Source organism: Streptomyces sp. NBC_01314, assembly GCF_041435215.1.
Classification (GTDB): Bacteria; Actinomycetota; Actinomycetes; order Streptomycetales; family Streptomycetaceae; genus Streptomyces.
On record NZ_CP108394.1, the window covers coordinates 843058 to 858969 of the forward strand.

The 15912-nt window shown below is 69.1% G+C and carries 16 protein-coding genes and 2 pseudogenes; 9 read left to right on the forward strand and 9 right to left on the reverse strand.

The window, feature by feature from the left end:
- Positions 1 to 95 precede the first annotated feature (95 nt).
- On the forward strand, positions 96 to 494 hold the full coding sequence (locus OG622_RS03865) for a MerR family transcriptional regulator (protein WP_371573291.1): 399 nt from the start codon (positions 96 to 98) through the stop codon (positions 492 to 494).
- Between the two features lie 88 nt (positions 495 to 582).
- Here the strand turns inward: OG622_RS03865 and OG622_RS03870 are convergent.
- Positions 583 to 714: pseudogene (locus OG622_RS03870) on the reverse strand (transcriptional regulator); the annotation flags it as partial.
- A 98-nt stretch (positions 715 to 812) separates the two neighbouring features.
- Positions 813 to 1736, reverse strand: coding sequence for a LysR family transcriptional regulator (locus tag OG622_RS03875; RefSeq protein WP_371573293.1), 924 nt, complete (start codon positions 1734 to 1736; stop codon positions 813 to 815).
- A 141-nt stretch (positions 1737 to 1877) separates the two neighbouring features.
- Here OG622_RS03875 and OG622_RS03880 point away from each other — a divergent pair, with 141 nt between their 5' ends.
- The 3 genes from OG622_RS03880 to OG622_RS03890 all read left to right on the forward strand — a co-directional run bounded on the left by OG622_RS03880 (position 1878) and on the right by OG622_RS03890 (position 4116).
- Positions 1878 to 2813: an NADP-dependent oxidoreductase gene (locus OG622_RS03880; protein ID WP_371573295.1), complete on the forward strand. Its 936-nt coding sequence runs from the start codon at positions 1878 to 1880 to the stop codon at positions 2811 to 2813.
- A gap of 5 nt (positions 2814 to 2818) precedes the next feature.
- Positions 2819 to 3262, forward strand: coding sequence for an SRPBCC domain-containing protein (locus OG622_RS03885; protein ID WP_371573297.1), 444 nt, complete (start codon positions 2819 to 2821; stop codon positions 3260 to 3262).
- A 146-nt stretch (positions 3263 to 3408) separates the two neighbouring features.
- The gene (locus OG622_RS03890; protein ID WP_371573299.1) at positions 3409 to 4116 is read left to right on the forward strand and encodes an NADPH-dependent F420 reductase; all 708 of its coding nucleotides are present in this window, start codon (positions 3409 to 3411) and stop codon (positions 4114 to 4116) included.
- A 105-nt stretch (positions 4117 to 4221) separates the two neighbouring features.
- On the opposite strand, the gene OG622_RS03895 is transcribed toward OG622_RS03890, so the two are convergent.
- From OG622_RS03895 to OG622_RS03910, 4 genes and pseudogenes are all read right to left on the reverse strand, one after another.
- Complete coding sequence (locus OG622_RS03895) at positions 4222 to 4794, reverse strand: SDR family NAD(P)-dependent oxidoreductase (protein ID WP_371583992.1); 573 nt, start codon at positions 4792 to 4794, stop codon at positions 4222 to 4224.
- A 195-nt stretch (positions 4795 to 4989) separates the two neighbouring features.
- On the reverse strand, positions 4990 to 5313 hold the full coding sequence (locus tag OG622_RS03900) for a hypothetical protein (RefSeq protein WP_371584467.1): 324 nt from the start codon (positions 5311 to 5313) through the stop codon (positions 4990 to 4992).
- 34 nt (positions 5314 to 5347) lie between these two features.
- Positions 5348 to 5473: pseudogene (locus OG622_RS03905) on the reverse strand (NAD(P)/FAD-dependent oxidoreductase); the annotation flags it as partial.
- Positions 5474 to 5737: 264 nt separating this feature from the next.
- Positions 5738 to 5929, reverse strand: coding sequence for a ferredoxin (locus OG622_RS03910; RefSeq protein WP_371573301.1), 192 nt, complete (start codon positions 5927 to 5929; stop codon positions 5738 to 5740).
- Between the two features lie 97 nt (positions 5930 to 6026).
- Between OG622_RS03910 and OG622_RS03915 the strand changes: the two genes are divergently transcribed.
- Complete coding sequence (locus OG622_RS03915; RefSeq protein ID WP_371573303.1) at positions 6027 to 6659, forward strand: TetR/AcrR family transcriptional regulator; 633 nt, start codon at positions 6027 to 6029, stop codon at positions 6657 to 6659.
- A 472-nt stretch (positions 6660 to 7131) separates the two neighbouring features.
- Complete coding sequence (locus tag OG622_RS03920) at positions 7132 to 7734, forward strand: HutD family protein (protein ID WP_371573305.1); 603 nt, start codon at positions 7132 to 7134, stop codon at positions 7732 to 7734.
- A gap of 244 nt (positions 7735 to 7978) precedes the next feature.
- Here OG622_RS03920 and pruA read toward each other — a convergent pair whose 3' ends face one another.
- The 3 genes from pruA to OG622_RS03935 all read right to left on the reverse strand — a co-directional run bounded on the left by pruA (position 7979) and on the right by OG622_RS03935 (position 11392).
- Entirely contained in the window at positions 7979 to 9625 is a 1647-nt protein-coding gene (gene pruA, locus OG622_RS03925; protein WP_371573307.1) for an L-glutamate gamma-semialdehyde dehydrogenase, read from the reverse strand.
- Positions 9626 to 9707: 82 nt separating this feature from the next.
- Positions 9708 to 10397: a GntR family transcriptional regulator gene (locus OG622_RS03930; RefSeq protein WP_371573309.1), complete on the reverse strand. Its 690-nt coding sequence runs from the start codon at positions 10395 to 10397 to the stop codon at positions 9708 to 9710.
- A gap of 83 nt (positions 10398 to 10480) precedes the next feature.
- Positions 10481 to 11392, reverse strand: coding sequence for a proline dehydrogenase family protein (locus tag OG622_RS03935; protein ID WP_371573311.1), 912 nt, complete (start codon positions 11390 to 11392; stop codon positions 10481 to 10483).
- Positions 11393 to 12467: 1075 nt separating this feature from the next.
- On the opposite strand from OG622_RS03935, the gene OG622_RS03940 reads away from it, so the two are divergent.
- The 3 genes from OG622_RS03940 (at position 12468) to OG622_RS03950 (ending at position 15677) form a co-directional block, all read left to right on the forward strand.
- Positions 12468 to 13646, forward strand: a complete 1179-nt coding sequence (locus OG622_RS03940) for an FAD-dependent oxidoreductase (protein ID WP_371573313.1) — start codon at positions 12468 to 12470, stop codon at positions 13644 to 13646.
- Positions 13643 to 14854: an allantoate amidohydrolase gene (locus OG622_RS03945; protein WP_371573315.1), complete on the forward strand. Its 1212-nt coding sequence runs from the start codon at positions 13643 to 13645 to the stop codon at positions 14852 to 14854. The genes OG622_RS03940 and OG622_RS03945 overlap by 4 nt, the downstream gene beginning before the upstream one ends.
- Positions 14855 to 14972: 118 nt before the next feature.
- Complete coding sequence (locus tag OG622_RS03950; RefSeq protein WP_371573316.1) at positions 14973 to 15677, forward strand: GntR family transcriptional regulator; 705 nt, start codon at positions 14973 to 14975, stop codon at positions 15675 to 15677.
- Positions 15678 to 15912: the final 235 nt, after the last annotated feature.

Genomic DNA, 15912 nt, shown 5'->3' on the forward strand with positions numbered 1-15912 from the left:
CCTCCCGGAGCAGGTCGTCGACATCGACTACGCTAAAACCTCATGCTGACGTCAGGTGTAGTTCTGGCGGGGCGCGCAACAAACAAGGAGCGGTCATGCGGATCGGAGAGGTCGCCGAACAGGCGGGGGTGAGTGTTCGGGCGCTGCGTTACTACGAGGAGCAGCGGCTCCTCGGCGCCACGCGCACCGGCGGCGGGCAGCGGCAGTACCCGGAGGGCGCGGTCGCCCGGGTCAGGATGATCCAGCAGTTGTACGCCGCCGGCCTGTCGAGCAGGCTCGTCCGCGAGGTCCTGCCCCGGTGCATGAACGAGGGCGAATCGCCCGTCGGGTTCACCGACAGCCTCATCACCGAACGGGCCCGCATCGACCGCCAGATCGGCGACCTGACAGCAGTACGCGCCCGCCTCGACGAGATCATCGGGGTGGCCACGGACTCGAGCCACCCCGACCACGGCCACCCCGTACGAGCCGGCATCGCCGCCAGTACCGCCTGAACCGACACCCACCACCGTCCGATCCAGCACCCACTGCCGCCCTCAATCAGTACCCGGTACCGCCTGAGTCGGCCTGCCGCACACCGCTCACAAGCGGCGTGCGGCAGGCCGACTCAGCGACAACGTCGTGGGTGGCCCACAACCGCCTGAAATCCTCGCTCTTTACGGCGAGTTCGCCCACCAGCGCGGACAGCCGGGGGTCGTCCGGATGAAAGGCGGCACCCCCGCCAGCATGGAACGCGCCGGCCAACTCGGCTTCCCCATGACGCTGGACCTGATCGGTGGGGACATCCGCCGCGCCCGCGCGCCCGCCGAGAACTACGGCGCCGCCGGCGCCGGAGTCGGCCACCCCGCCGCCCGCTCAAGCCCGCCGTCTCCACTCACTTCTACGTCGGCAGAACCCTCGGGGTCGGTGTTCGCCAGGACCGGCCGTCGGGGCGGGCGCTGTTCCATCACGGTGTGGGCGGTAGCGGTGAGGTGGGATACGGCCGACCGTGTGTCCGGGAGCCAGGCCAGCACGAGCTGGGTGGTCGGGTATCCGTAGACGGGCACTGGCCGTACGGACTTGCCGAGCCGGTCGCTGACGCTGTCGCCGACGACGACCACGAGCCGGCCGAGCGCGACGCGGTCGACCATGGTGTCCAGCGCCTCGTTGGGCAGTTGCGCCTCGTAGCCCGGCAGCGCCTCCACCTCGGTGAGGGTCAGAAACGGGCGGTCGGCCAGGGGGTGGCCCGCCGGGAGCAGGACGACCGGCCACTCCGGGCCGAGCTCCATCAGTTCGAGACCGGGGACGGCGACCGACTGGCACATGAGGGCGACGTCGGCGGTGCCGTCCCGAAGGGCGCCGATCTCGTCGTAGGTGAAAACAACGTCGGTGAGCACGCCGTCCGGGCCCTGTGCGCCGGCGGCGAGCAGGGCGGGCAGGACGCCGGGGGCGGCGGCGGGCCGTGCCGCGATGGTGACCCGCTGCGGCTCGACGGCTTTGCGCGCCTTGCGTACGGCGGCGTCCAGCGCCGCCAGGATCGTGCGGCACTCGGCCAGGAAGACCTCGCCCGCGGCCGTCAGCGTCACCTGCCGTGTCGTGCGTGCCAGCAGCGGGACGCCCACGCGCCGCTCCAGCTGGGCGATGGCGCGGGACAGGGGCGGCTGGGTGATACCGAGGCGTTCCGCGGCCTGGCCGAAGTGCAGCGTCTCGGCCACGGTCACGAAATAGACGAGTTCCCGGGTCTCCAGTTGATTCATGCTTCCAAGGTATTACCTGTTGCCCAGACAGTCATTGCTCCGCCGTTCGCTCCCTGGTCAGCTTGGTCGTGCGCCCCCGGACCCCGGCCGGATGAGGTGCTCAGGCCGTGCCGAACCGCACGCATCACGAGAGGCAGAGCTGTGAAGGCTGTTCAGTACCAGAACTACGGTGGACCCGAGATCCTTGACGTCGTCGATGTTCCGGATCCGAAGATGTTCGCCGATCTCGTTCTGGTGAGAATCGAGGCAGCGGCGCTCAACCCGGCGGACCTGGCGTTCCAGGCCGGATACGCGGACCCTGTCGTGGACTCCCTCTTCCCGGTGACGCCCGGGTGGGACCTGGCCGGGGTCATCGAGCAGACCGGACCCGGGACGACGGGATTCCGGCCGGGCGACGAGGTGATCGGCTTCGTCCGCGACAAGGCCATGCACTACGGCACCTACGCCGAGAAGATCTCCGCCGAACCGCGCCAGCTCGTCCGCAAGCCGAGGAACCTGAGCTGGGCCCAGGCCGCCGGACTGCCGGTCGCCGGGCTCACCGCCTACCAGGCCATCGTGCACAGCCTCCAGGTGACCGCCGGCGACACCGTCCTGGTCCACGGCGCGGCCGGCGGTGTCGGACACCTCGCCGTACAGATAGCCGTCGCGCGGGGCGCACGCGTGATCGGGACAGGCTCCGAGGCCGGCCATGCCTTCATCGAGTCCCTCGGCGCGACACCGGTGCGTTACGGCGACGAGCTCGTCGAGCAGGTGCGCAAGATCGCCCCGGACGGGGTCGACGCGGTCCTCGACACCGCCGGACGCGGCTCCCTGTCCACAACCCGGGAAGTCGCCGCCCTCGGGGCGCGGGTCGCCTCCATCACGCAGTCCGCCGCCGAGTACGCCGGGGCCATCGACGTCTACCTCCACCTCGACGGCGACGACCTGACCCGGCTGGTGGAGCTCGCCGAGGAGGGCAGGCTCACCGTCCACGTCGACCGGACGTTCCCCCTCGACCAGGCAGCACAGGCCCAGCAGCAGCTGGCCGGCGGTCACACCCGAGGGAAGATCATCCTCGAAATCCGCACGGAGGTATGAGAAACATGGACAACAATCCCGTCATCACCACGGTCACCGACATCGCCTCTTCCCCCGAGGAGGTGTGGAAGGTCCTGACCGACTTCGCCGGATACGCACGGTGGCACCCCGACCTGAGCTTCGTCGATGTGCCCGCCGAAGTCCTGCCCGGAACCGTGCTGCGTGCCCGTCTGTCGAATGGATCCGAGATCGACGGGGAGTACGACTTCACGGTCCTCCACTACGAGGCACCGCGACGGCTTGCCTGGGAGGGCGGCATCCCCGGCGTCGTCACGGGGGACCATTCCTTCCTCCTCGACCCACATGACGGTGGTACGCGCTACAAGGAATCCGAGGTTTTCACCGGCCCGGCCGCCGTGGAAACCGTGGAGCCCAACCGGGCCAAAATGGAGGAGAGCGGCGCAAGCTACGGCAGGGCTCTGAAGGAACGACTCGAAGCCGGGCACTGACAGCCCCCGCGCAGAGCACTCCCCGGACATCATCCCCGCGCACCGGAACACGTCCACGCCCTCAGACCGCGGTTGCACACGCGCCACGGTCCGAGGGCCGCCGACCGGTGCCCAAAGACACAGACCCATCACCACAAGGGAAAGCAATGAACAACACGCTCGGCATCATCGGAAGCGGCAACATCGGCGGCGCTGTCGCCCGCCTGGCCGTCAACGCGGGAATCGACGTGGTGCTCAGCAACTCACGCGGTCCCGAAACCCTGCGAGGCCTCACCGACCGCCTCGGCCCCCGGGCACGCGCAGCCACCCCGGCAGAGGCCGCCGCGGCCGGCGACTGGACGGTCGTCGCCGTCCCCTTCAGCGCCGTGCCCCACCTGCCCGTGGACGCCCTGGCCGGGAAGACCGTCATCGACACGAACAACTACTACCGCCTGCGGGACGGCGTCATAGCCGAACTGGAGACGGGCAGCCTGACGGCGGGAGAGCTGTTCCAGCGGTACGTGCCGGGGGCGCGGACGGTCAAGACGTTCAACACCATCTACTTCGAACACCTCGTCTCCCTCGCCCGCCCCCCCGGGTCCCCGGACCGCAGTGCGCTGCCCATCTCCGGCGACGGTTACGCGGCCAAGGAGTCCGTCACCGCCCTGCTCGACCGTCTCGGCTACGACACCGTCGACGCCGGCGCCTCGACCGAGAGCTGGCGCATCCAGGACGGCAGCCCCGCCTACGTCCTGCCCTACCTGTCGAACCCTCGACTGCCCTTTTTCCGCGACCCGGGAAAGCCGGCCGACGCCAAGGAGATCCGTACAGCCCTGGAACAGGCAGGATCGACACCGCGGTTCAGAACCCCTTGACGGCAGACCCAAAACGGCAACTCGGATGTCTTGGCCGCACACGCCGCGACCGGCACCGCGGTGCCCGCCAAGGACACGACGAGGTGCTGCCGGGAGAGCAGGTCGTCATTCGCGTAGCAGTGCGCCGCCGTTGATCGACCAGACCTGGCCGTTGATCCACTCCCCGTCGTCGGAGAGCAGGAACGCCACTGCTCCGGCAAGGTCGCCGGGCCGGCCGAACCGGGGGCTGGGGATGGTCATCCGCGCGAATTCCAGCGCCTGGGGGGTCAGGGCCATCTTCTCCGCGGACTCGGTCATCACGACCCCGGGCGACACGCAGTTGCACCGGATGCCCTGCTTGCCCCAGCGGGAGGCGACGTGGCGGGTGAGCGCGTTGATCCCGGCCTTGCTGGTCTGGTACGCCGCGCGTTGGTGGTCGCCCACGTGCGCGGACGCGGAAGAGGTGTTGACGATCGCTCCGCGGCCCTGTTCGAGCAGCAGGGGAAGGGCCGCGCGGCAGGTGAGCGCGAAGCCGATCAGGTTCACTTCCAGGGTGCGCCGCCATACGGCCGGGTCCATGTCCAGCAGGTCGCCGTCACGGCCCAGCACGTCCGCCGAGGCGTCGGCACCGACGTTGTAGAGCCCGTCGACTCCGCCGAGCTGGTCGACAGCGGTGTCGAACAGGGCGCGTACCGACAGCTCGTCGGCGAGGTCGAACTCGGCGGCGAGGCGTTTCGGCGGTGCCGGCGCCGATCCCGCCGGCTCCTCCGGCGATGACGATGCGTGGTCCGGTGAGTCCCCTCATGGCATGGCTTCTGTTCTTGTCGTTTTTGTTGTTCTTGTGGGGGTGGTGTGGAGTGACTGGTTCTTGAGTGGAGTGGCGTGATGGCACGCTCAGCAGGCGGCTTCTCGCGCTGTTCGCGGTCGGCCGGACTGTCCGGTGGGTTGTCGGTGGCTCTTACTCGTCGAAGGTGACGACGGCCTTCTCCGCCGCTCCTGGTGCTCGGCGAGTTCGGGAGTGACCTCGAAGATCTCCGTGGGGTAGCCCTGGGAGGCGATAAGGGTGAGTTCGCTGGGGAGCATGAGGCCGAGATCGATCTCGGCCTTCTTCTGGACGGCGAACATGACGAGCCTCGCGCCCTGCTTGGCCGAGTCGACGGTGGTCCGGAAGACTGCGGGCGCGCCTGCGGCGTCGTCGCCCGTCGGTGAGCTCCACACCGACGGCCTCGCCGTCGGCGCTGAGCACCTCGGCCACCGTGGCTTCTGTGAGCAGCCGGACGCCGTGGTCGCCGTGCAGCCGCGACAGAAACCGCCCCGCCTGCTCGCCGACGGCCCGCACCGTCGGAACCGGCTCGGTTTCCAGGAGCGTCACCTCCACGCCCAGCTTCCGCGCGCAGCCGGGCCTTCAACACCACCGCGTCGGCAAGGGTGCGCAGCGTGTGCACTGCGGCCACGTCCTCGGTGCCGGGCAGCGCGCGGGCGCACACGCCGGTCGCCACGACCAAGGCCGCGTACGGCAATCGCGTGCCGTCCGACAGAGACATCGTCCACGCGGCCACGTCCAGCCCTGTCGCTCTCACCCGCAGCCACAGGTCCAGATCCAGCGCATCGATGTCCGCCCGCGCCCGGAGTCGGTTCACTACTACGCCACGTGGATCGCGGCGGCGGGACAGGCCAGGGCCGACTCCCGCACGGCCTGGTGCTGGTCCACCCCGGGAGCCTCGGTCAGTAGCACGACCACGCCGTCCTCCTCCCGCTGGTCGAAGACGTCGGGCGCGATCAGGACGCACTGCCCGGCTGCCACGCACTTGGGTTCGTCCACGGCGAGCTTCATGGGGAGTCCTCTCTCGGCCGGATGGGCCACTTCCAAGAGGCACACTAACCAACACTCGTCGGCAAACCAACAAATGTCGGTTAGATAGTGTTCAGCCATGACCACGACCCGACAGAACCCGCCGGCAGGCGACCGGCGCGTACGTCGCACTCACGCGGCCTTGCAGGGAGCGCTGATCAAGCTCGTCGAGGAACAGGACCTGGGGCAGATCAGCGTCGCGGACGTGGCCGAACAGGCCGGCGTGAACCGCACGACCTTCTACGACCACTACCAGGACGTGCACGAACTGGCCGAGGCTGCCTGCACCTCAACGATCGACACGCTGATCGAGTCCCTCCCCGCCCTCGACCCCGCCCCCGCGGACCCGGAAGCTGACCCCGCCCGGTCGCTCGTCGCGTTCTTCGAGAATCTCGCCGAGCACGCCGGCCTCTACCGCAGCCTCCTGGGGCCACAGGGCAGTGCCCGCGTCATCGACCACATCCGTGGCCGCATCTCCGCCGCCGTCCACGTCGCCATGCGCCTGAACGCCGGCGCATCGCCGGACAGCGTCGCGCCCACCACCGACATTCCCCACGACGTGCCCGCCGTGTTCACCGCCGGCGCACTTCTCGGCGTGGCCACCGACTGGCTCCAACGCGACAGCCCCCGCACACCGACCGAGATGGCCGAACTGACCTGGCCACTCCTCGTCGCCCACCACCTCGCCGACACCCAGCACGCCAAAACGTGAGGCGGCAGCCGTAGGGTCTGACGTGGCAACGTGTGGCAACGCGTGGCCAGGCATTGAACAGCGGCGACGCTCTCGGCTGTCGGCTCGCCCCCGGACGGCAGCCATCGGCCACAGGTCGGCACCGTCACCGCCAACCGGCCCTCCCGCCACGGTGGCACCTCGCACCGGCGTACCCTCCGGTCGGCGGCCGTACGCGCCGGCTGACTGTCGACCATGCAGGTCAGCACCCGCATAGGTGTCGAGCACCGGCTTGGTCTGTTGGCAGAAGCGGCGCTCGGAATCGCGCCGAGCCTCGCGACTCGACCCGTCCGGTGAAGCACCCCCGCCCTGCGCGCCTGGCCGGCGCGTAGGCTGGCTCCGCACTCGATGATCACGTGCCTGGACGCTCCTGCGGTCCGACGATCGAGAGGCCGGTGGCCGGGTTCGCCGGTGAGGCGGCCGGCCGGACGACGGATGAAGGAGGCGGCGTCGGATGGGCGCAGATGCTCTGCGGTGGAGTGAATACCGCAGTATGCCGTGGAAGAACGGCGGCGGTACGACCCGAGAGGTCGCCTCGGGCGCCGTGCGAGCGTCCATGGCCTCGGCGGAGATCCCGGACGACTTCGACTGGCGGGTGAGTGTCGCCGACGTGGACGCGGGAGGCTCCTTCTCCGCCTTTCCCGGGATCGACCGCGTGATCACCCTCGTCGAGGGCCAGGGCATGGTGCTGACTGTGGACGGGACACCGCATGCGGTCGGGCCGTTGAGTCCCTTCGCCTTCTTTGGTGACGCGGTGACGGACTGTCGGCTGGAGGCGGGCGCGGTCCGCAATATGAATGTGATGACCCGCAGGGGCCGGGCGACGGCAAAGGTGTCGATCATCAGCGTCGCCGTCACACCGGGGGCGGAGATGTCGTGCGCCGCGGGCGAGACCCTACTCGTCATGGCCGTCACCGAGGGGATCACCGTCGCCGGACCGGACGGGCGGGCGACCACGCTCGGTCGTCTCGACTGCGTGCGTCACGAAGGCCCGGCGGCGCTGACTCTACGGGGCGACGGCACGGCGGCAGGGATCAGGATCACCGCGGTGCGGTGACGGCGGAACCGGCGCCGCGCCCGGTCGTCCAGTGCTCGGTGTCGGCGATGTGCCGACGCTCCCGCATCGTGGCGCACCCGCTGCATCCTCCGCGCCCGCCGCGCCCGCCTCCCCGGCGTCGTCGCGATGACAACGCGGCGGGGCGCGTCGGGATCCAGCCGCCTGCGCGCCCCGCCGTACGGTCACAAATCGCGGGCGCGGTCATCAGCAGCGACACGTCATGGTCGAACCCGCGGCCATGAGGTCACCGCTGGAGGTACGGGTAGGTCCAGTCCGTGGCGGAGGTGAGGCTCTCCTTGATGAACCGCGGCGAGATCCAGCGCTGCAGCGCCAGACGCGAACCCGTTCGGTCGTTGGTGCCCGAGGCGCGGCCGCCGCCGAAGGAGACCTGGCCCATGAGCGCCCCGGTCGGCTTGTCGTTGACGTAGGTCATGCCGGCCGTGTTGCGGAGGACGTCTAGGGCGCTCGAGATCGCCCGGCGGTCGGAGGCGAAGACGGACAGCGTCAACGCGTAGCCGCTGGCACGGTCGACCTCGCGGAGGACCGTGTCCCACTCGCTGTCCTCGTACACGTACACACTGAGCAGCGGACCGAAGAACTCCTCCGACAGGGTGAACGCCGTCGGGTCGGTCGTGGTGTAGATCGTCGGATCGACGAACCAGCCTGTCGAGGTGTCGGTCCTGCCGCCCACCAGGAGCTCGTGGGTGTCGAGCGCGTTCGCCCGGTCGAATGCCGACTGGAGGCGGTCCGCGGCGGTCCGGTCGATCACCGCACCGACGTATGTCTCGTGCTTGGTCGGGTCACCGACGGGCAGCTCGCGGACGATGTCGACCAGCTCGTCACGGAGCTTGTTCCACACCGAGCGCGCGACGTACGCGCGCGAGGCCGCGGAGCACTTCTGGCCCTGGTACTCGAAGGCCGAACGGACCAGCGCGGTGCGGACAGCGTCGATGTCCGCCGTCGGGTGCACGAGGACGGCGTTCTTGCCGCCGGTCTCGCCGACCAGCCGGGGGAAGGAACGATAGGTGTCGATGTTGTCGCCGATGGCGCGCCACAGGCTCCGGAAGACCGCCGTGGAGCCCGTGAAGGTGAGGCCGGCGAAGTCCGGGTCCGCGATGGCGGTGGAAGACACCGCGGCGCCCGAACCGTGGACCAGGTTGATGACACCCGGCGGCAGCCCGGCCTCCTCGAGGACCCGCATCGTGACCTCGGCCGCGAGAGCCGCCTTCTCCGCGGGCTTCCACACGACGGTGTTGCCCATGAGGGCTGGAGTCGTCGGCAGGTTGACGCCGATCGCGGTGAAGTTGAACGGGGTGATCGCGAGGACGAATCCCTCCAGCGGACGCTGGTCGAGGATGTTGATGTCACCCGGGAGCGACGCCGGCTGGTCGGCGTAGATCTGCTGCGCGAGGTGCACGTTGTACCGCATGAAGTCCGCGAACTCGCTTGCGGCGTCGATCTCGGCCTGGTGGAACGTCTTGGACTGTCCCGTCATGGTCGCGGCAACCAGTTCGTCGCGGTACTTCCCCGCGGCCAGGTCGCCCGCGCGCAGCATGATCGCCGCGCGCTCCCACCAAGGGGTGCGGGACCACTCGTGTGCCGTCGCGAGGGAGGCCGCGATCGCCTTCTTCGTCACGGTCTCGTCCGCCACGGCCAGCGTGCCGATGACGCTCTGGTGGGCGTGCGGCTCGACGACGCGCGTGGTGTCGGCGGTCATGATCCGCTCGCCGTTGACGACGTGGGGGATCTCCCGCGGGTTGACGCGGATGTTCTCGATCGCGGCCGATACCGATCGCGACTCCGGCGATCCGGGCACGAAGTCCCGCGACGGTTCGTTCTTCGGCGCGGGCATCCGCGGGTTCGCGGCGATGTTGACGGGCGTGGCGGACATGAGGGTTTCCTTTTCGGGTGGGTTGCTTGGCGAACGGCGGGACGGCGGGACGGCTGACGGCTGACGGCTGACGGTGCTGAGGTCAGTGAGCGACGATCTGGTTCTCGAGACGGCGGCGAGCGCTCGCGACCGACCGTCGGGTGATCGCGATCGCCGCGTCGAGGTCTCGCTCCTCAAGCGCACCGATCAGTGCAGGCTGGGGCTCCCACAGTGATGCGTCACGCGCCTGGATCGCGGCGCGGGCCCCGATGACCTTGTAGGGGCGGCACTGGGTCCACAGTGAGTCGACCGTCCGGACGAGGACGTCGTTGCCTCCGGCGAGGTAGAGCTGCCGGAGCAGGACCTGGTCGGCCTCGAGCGCCTCGTGGATGTCCTCGTGAACCACTGCGCGGAACATCCGGTCGCACGCTTCTCGCATGACCGCGAGATCCGAGTCGGTCACCCGGGACGCGCCGAGCCGTGTGGCCTCGACCTCCAGGACGGCTCGGACGTCGTAGATCTCGATGAGCTCCCGGACGGTGAACTCGCGGACCCTGGCCCCGCGATGCGGGTGGCTGACGGCCAGCCCGTTCTCGACGAGCAGACGGACCGCTTCCCGCACCGGCATGACGCTGGTTCCCACCCGTTCCGCGATGTCACGGACCCGAAGGCGCGCGCCCGCGTGCAGCTCACCGGTGAAGATGCGGTTGGCGAGCACCTCGTAGACCTGATCGGCCACGAGCGTGGGGCTGACTCCGGCCGGAATCTCGGCGGCATGGGTGGTCGTGGTCATCCGCGGCGACTGTGAACGTGCGCGGAGGGAAGCAGGCCGATGCCGATCGTCCGACCGTCCTGGAGAACGCCGAGTGAGCTGCGTCATGAACCGACGACCGACCGGAGGAAGAGGAGGAGGTTGGCGGGCTTCTCGGCCATGCGGCGTGTCAGATACGGATACCACTCGGTGCCGTAGGGCAGGTACACGCGGACGCGGTAGCCCTCGCGGACCAGTTCCTCCTGCAGTTCGCGACGCACGCCTTGGAGCATCTGGAACTCGAACGAGCGCTTGTCGATGCCGAGTTCGCGGGCCGTGCTCTTCACGGTCTCGATGCAGGCGTCGTCATGGGTGCCGAAGGCGGGGTCGGGAAGGTTGGCGAGTGCCCACTTGGCGAAGTGCTGGTACTGCGCCGTCACGTCGTCGCGGTCCAGGATGGCCACGTCCACCTTCTCGTCGAAGGCACCCTTGACGAGCCGGATCTTCGGCGGGTTGGCACCGAACTCGTACAGGTCCTGAAAAGTGCTGCGCATACAGGCCTGAAGGGCCACGCGGGTCTCCGGGTACTCCCCGTGACAGCGCCGGAAGATCTCCAGAGTCTCGCGACCGACGGAGCTGTGCTCCATGTCGACCTCGACCTCGCAGCCGTGGGCACGGGCGGCTTCGAGAAGGCGGCGCAGGTTCTTCTCGCAGTTCTCCGAGGAGATGACGATGCCGAGCTGGGACAGCTTGACCGACACGGTCGCACTCTCGCTCCGCGGCGCCATGCCCTCGATGACACGGATGTACTCCGCGGTCGCGGCCTCCGACTGCTTCAGGTCGTGGACGGACTCGCCGAGCAGGTCCAGGCTCACATCGATCCCGGCGGAGTTGAGCTGCTCGGTGACGTCCAGCGCCTCGGCGAGGGTGGTGCCCGCGACGTAGCGCTGCACGATGGGCCGGGTCAGCTTGCTCTTGGTGACGATCCGCCCGAGCTTCTTGTTCTCGGACGCCACAAGAAGGAGTTTGTTCGGCACGGGATGCCCTTCTGATCGGAGTAGAGCGTCTGGAGCAGCGTGGATGCGCGACGACTCCGGGCTCTCCGCGAGGAGGTCTTCGATGGGTGAACCGCACCGTCCCGCACGAGTAGAGGGTGAGGGTGCGGTGCGCACCACTCACCGTAATTTGTGATCACACATCACGCAAGACTCACCCGTTATGAAAGTGCCGCACGCCACTCAATCAATCTGCGACCGCACCGCGCGCCTCATGACACCATCAACCTCTGCTTCTTATTTGCGCAGGTCAAACCCGATACATGACCCAGAGAAGCCTGATTCACCAAAGTAAGCGACCCCGACCAACCCTGACCGAAGCTCCACAGCCATCACTCCACAAGTTACCAATAAGTAACTATAGACGCTGGATGTGATCACATGTCACTCTCGCATTGCCGCCGTGGCGTGCGGGATCGACCGGGCGCCACGGCGAGCAGAAGCCAGGCGGATCCCCAGAACCTCACTGGAGCTGAGACCTCTGTGACACAGGCCGAGACGGCAGTCCTCTCCCATCCGCGCGCCGCCCCAGACCCTCCGTCGCTGGGGTCGTGCGCTCGCGATGTGGATGCGCTGGACGTGTGCGCTGGACTCCTGGACGAAGCCGGTGTCATCGTCCGGTCCGCGAGCGATCGTTGTAACACCGCCCGCAGCCCCTAGGCCCCGACGCTGCGCGGCTGCGCCCGCACTGCGCCGAGTCCGGAAACGTTGGCGGATTCGCAGGCGGCCAGCCGATCGCCCGGCCGCATCGCCGATCCCGCCCGTGCACCTCCTGGTTCCCGCGGGCCGTGGAAGGCGTACTCAACGGGCTGCCGTCCCACCAGCGGCGGACCAGATCCTCAGCGACCGCGGCATCGTGGTGGTACCCGACATCCCGCCTGCGGGCTTCCTGGCAGGCGGTCTCTCACACAGCCCCTCTCCGATGGCCTGACGTTGCGCCATGCCCCCACGGCGAAGGCCGTCGAGCGCGCGGCCGAAGGCACACCTTCGCGGAGGTCTCCATCCGTGGGCATTGCGACGTTCCTCCGCCACGAACCCAACACATCAGGAACCCACCATGGCATCTGAGCAGTCCACCTTCGTCGTTGTCGGCGCGGGGCTGGCCGGCGCCGCGACCGCGTGGCGCCTCGCGGAAGCCGGCCACGACGTCACGCTCGTCGAGCGCGGCCTGCCGGCCGACCACGAAGGCAGCTCGCACGGCTCCGCACGGATCTTCCGCTACGCCTACCCGTCGAGGCTCTACACCGATCTGGTTCTCCGCTCGCGACCCCTTTGGTCGGAGGTGGAGGCGGCATCCGGGGAGCAGCTGATCAGCCGGACCGGGTGCCTGGACTGGGGCGGGCGGCGCGACCCACGCGCGCTCGCGCGCTCCCTGGAGGAGGTCGGCGTCGAGCACGAGCTACTCAGCCCCGCGACGGCCTCGGAGCGCTGGCAGATCGAGTTCGACTCGCCGGTGCTGTGGCATCCGGACGCCGGGGTGATCGACGCGGAGAGGTCGGTCAACGCGATGGTCTCTCTCGCGACCTCCCACGGTGCCCGACTGCGAACGGGATGGGACGTGCGGAGAATCGAGAGGACGACCTCCGGCTATCGTCTGCATGAGGCCGCGGGTGACACCCTCGATGCCGAGCGAGTGGTCCTCTGCGCCGGCGGCTTCCTGCCTCGGCTCCTGCGGAACACCGGTGCCGACGAGCGGTTCTTGGCCGCGATGCCGCGGTTCACGGTCACCCAGGAGCAGGCCTACCACTTCCCCTACCGTGACGGTGCCGAGGGCTGGCCCACCTTCATCCACAAGACCGAGGCGATCCAGACCTACAGCCTTCCGGGTGGCCGCGACGCGGATTTCCGTGGCCAGAAACTCGCGGAGTACGCCGTGGGGAAGGTGCTGCCCTCGGCATACGAGCAGGACGGGCAGATCGATCCGGCGAACCGCGAACGGCTGATCGCCTATGTCAAGGACAACCTCCCCGGCCTCGTGCCCGAGCCGTACGCCGAGACGACCTGCCTCTTCACGACGACCCCGAGCGAGGACTTCGTGCTCGACCGCACCGAGAACCTCACGGTGATCTCCCCGTGCTCCGGGCACGGTGCGAAGTTCGCTCCACTCATCGGCGTTCTCGCCGCGCATCTCGCCGGCGCCGGCACTCCTGCCGCCGGTCGCGCCGCCCTCCCCCGCGAGTTCCTGGTCGGCGGCAGCCTGGACGCCGCTTCCCTCCGGGACGGGGGACGGCGATGACCGCCTCGTCGATGATGGCCGACCTGTCCGGAATCGGCCGCGATCCGAAGCGCGGGGGCTACAGCCGTCCCGTGTTCTCGCCTGCGGAGCTCGAGTTGCGGGAGTGGTTCGTCGGGGAAGCCCAGCGTCTGGGGCTCGACGTGGAAACGGACCGGAACGGCATTGTCTGGGCATGGTGGGACGCACCGGGCAGAGCTCGTGAAAACGCTGTCGCGACCGGGAGCCATCTCGACTCGGTACCCGGAGGCGGCGCGTTCGACGGCCCACTGGGGGTCGTCTCGGCACTCGCGGCGGTCGAGCTGATGCAAGCCTCCGGTTTCCGCCCGAGCCGCCCCGTCGTCATCGTGGTCTTCCCGGAGGAGGAGGGCTCCAGGTACGGCCTGCCCTGCCTCGGCTCCGGGCTCATGGCCGGCACGGTCTCCGTGGACCGAGCCCTCGCGCTCAAGGACGAGAACGGCGACACCCTCGCCGACCTCTTCGGCCGCAACGGAATCGACCCCGCCCGGGTCGGACCCGACGCGAGGGCCGTGGAGCGCATAGGCGCCTTCGTGGAGCTCCACGTCGAGCAGGGCCGAGGCCTCGTCGACCTGTCCGAGCCCGTGGCCATCGGTCGCAGCATCATCGGGCACGGCCGCTGGAAGCTGCGCTTCGAGGGTCAGGGCAACCATGCCGGAACGACGTTGATGTCGGACCGCCGCGACCCGATGATCCCCGCGGCCCGGACGATCCTCGCGGTACAGGAGGCCGCGCGGGCCGTCACGGGTGCCCGTGCGACCGTCGGGAAGGTGACTCCGGTGCCCGGTGGCTCCAACGTCATCGCCTCAGCCGTGGACGTCTGGCTCGACGTACGGCACGCGGACGAGTCGGCCCTGGCTCCCCTCGTCGACGAGATCACCGCCCAGGCACACGGACTCGCTCGCGCGGCAGCCTGCCGCTCGTCGGTCAGTCGCGAGTCGTACAGCCCGACCGCGACCTTCGACGCCGACCTGATCCAGCGCTTCACGAAGGTCCTTCCGTCCGCGCCACTGCTCGACACGGGAGCCGGTCACGACGCGGGAGTGCTGGCGCCGTTCACTTCCTCGGCGATGCTGTTCGTGCGTAACCCCAGCGGAATCTCACACTCCCCGGAGGAGTACGCCGAGGACGCCGATGTGGACGCCGGAGCACACGCGCTCGCCCTGATCCTGATGGATCTGTCGTCCGAGTAGCCCTCGTCTCGGCCGTCGTCGACGGGCAGCCGCTGCGGCTGCCCGTCGACGACGGCCGAACCCGTCCACGGCTATCGTGTTCCTGTCTTCACTGGCTGCCGACGCGATGGAGTTCTCAGTGGTCACAGGAACGGGCCGCGGGAGCCAGAACGTCAACCCGACGCTCGTCGCGGACCAGGTCTACGAGGTCCTCGCCCAACGCATCTTCGACGGCGAACTCGCGGCGGGAGATCGACTGCCCGTCCGGGACCTGGCCGCGCAAGTGGGAACGAGCGTCATGCCGGTCCGAGAGGCGATTAGGCTCCTGGTGAAGAACGGCCTCGCCGTGGCGCACCCGCATCGTGGCGCCCGGGTCCGCGAGTTCACCGTTCACGAGCTCCTGGATCTCTACGAGGTCCGGACCATCCTCGAGGTCGAGGCCACCCGCAAGAGCGCGGCGTCCGTCACCGGCGACGACCTGGACAAGATGCGGGGCGCCTGTGAACGGATGTACCGGGCTGTCGTCCAGGGGCGCGTCACGGATGCTCTCGATGAGGACGAGGACCTTCTGCGGCACCTGTACCGCGCAGGCAACAACGAGGTTCTGGTATCGACCATCGATTCCTTGTGGATCCAGTGCCGGCCCTACAAGGTGATCGGTGCACGTGTGGCCCTGGAAGCTCACGACTCGTCCTTGTGGACCCCCCAGCCCGCGCTGATCGATGCCCTCTCGGCCGGCGACACGGAACTGGCCGTCACGATCACGCGTGATTCCCTTCTCAGCGCCCGCCTGCGCCTCGTGCGGGAGATGCGTGCCCCTGAGGACTCGAACCGGACCGGCTGAGGCCGTCGGCCGAGCAGCGGTGTCGTGGGCGCGTTGGACCACGGTGGCGGCCGGCCCGCCGCCGACGCTCTCGCCGCGCCCACGGCGATGCGCGAGGGATCGATACCGAGACCGTCGGCATCGTGCTGCCGCCGGCGCTGCCGGGCTGCGTCCGTCACGGTTCCGCCGCCGTGCGTCCACAGCAGGCTCCGCTCGGCTTGGGACGGGTGGACGCACGGTAGGTCAACACGGTGAC

Bases quoted from the DNA above. Each gene is read 5' to 3' on its own strand.
- OG622_RS03930 (WP_371573309.1), bottom strand. From the start codon at position 10,397: ATGACCACGACCACCCATGCCGCCGAGATTCCGGCCGGAGTCAGCCCC.
- OG622_RS03885 (WP_371573297.1), top strand. From the start codon at position 2,819: ATGGACAACAATCCCGTCATCACCACGGTCACCGACATCGCCTCTTCC.
- OG622_RS03865 (WP_371573291.1), top strand. From the start codon at position 96: ATGCGGATCGGAGAGGTCGCCGAACAGGCGGGGGTGAGTGTTCGGGCG.
- OG622_RS03945 (WP_371573315.1), top strand. From the start codon at position 13,643: ATGACCGCCTCGTCGATGATGGCCGACCTGTCCGGAATCGGCCGCGAT.
- OG622_RS03920 (WP_371573305.1), top strand. From the start codon at position 7,132: ATGGGCGCAGATGCTCTGCGGTGGAGTGAATACCGCAGTATGCCGTGG.
- pruA (WP_371573307.1), bottom strand. From the start codon at position 9,625: ATGTCCGCCACGCCCGTCAACATCGCCGCGAACCCGCGGATGCCCGCG.
- OG622_RS03940 (WP_371573313.1), top strand. From the start codon at position 12,468: ATGGCATCTGAGCAGTCCACCTTCGTCGTTGTCGGCGCGGGGCTGGCC.
- OG622_RS03890 (WP_371573299.1), top strand. From the start codon at position 3,409: ATGAACAACACGCTCGGCATCATCGGAAGCGGCAACATCGGCGGCGCT.
- OG622_RS03915 (WP_371573303.1), top strand. From the start codon at position 6,027: ATGACCACGACCCGACAGAACCCGCCGGCAGGCGACCGGCGCGTACGT.
- OG622_RS03875 (WP_371573293.1), bottom strand. From the start codon at position 1,736: ATGAATCAACTGGAGACCCGGGAACTCGTCTATTTCGTGACCGTGGCC.
- OG622_RS03910 (WP_371573301.1), bottom strand. From the start codon at position 5,929: ATGAAGCTCGCCGTGGACGAACCCAAGTGCGTGGCAGCCGGGCAGTGC.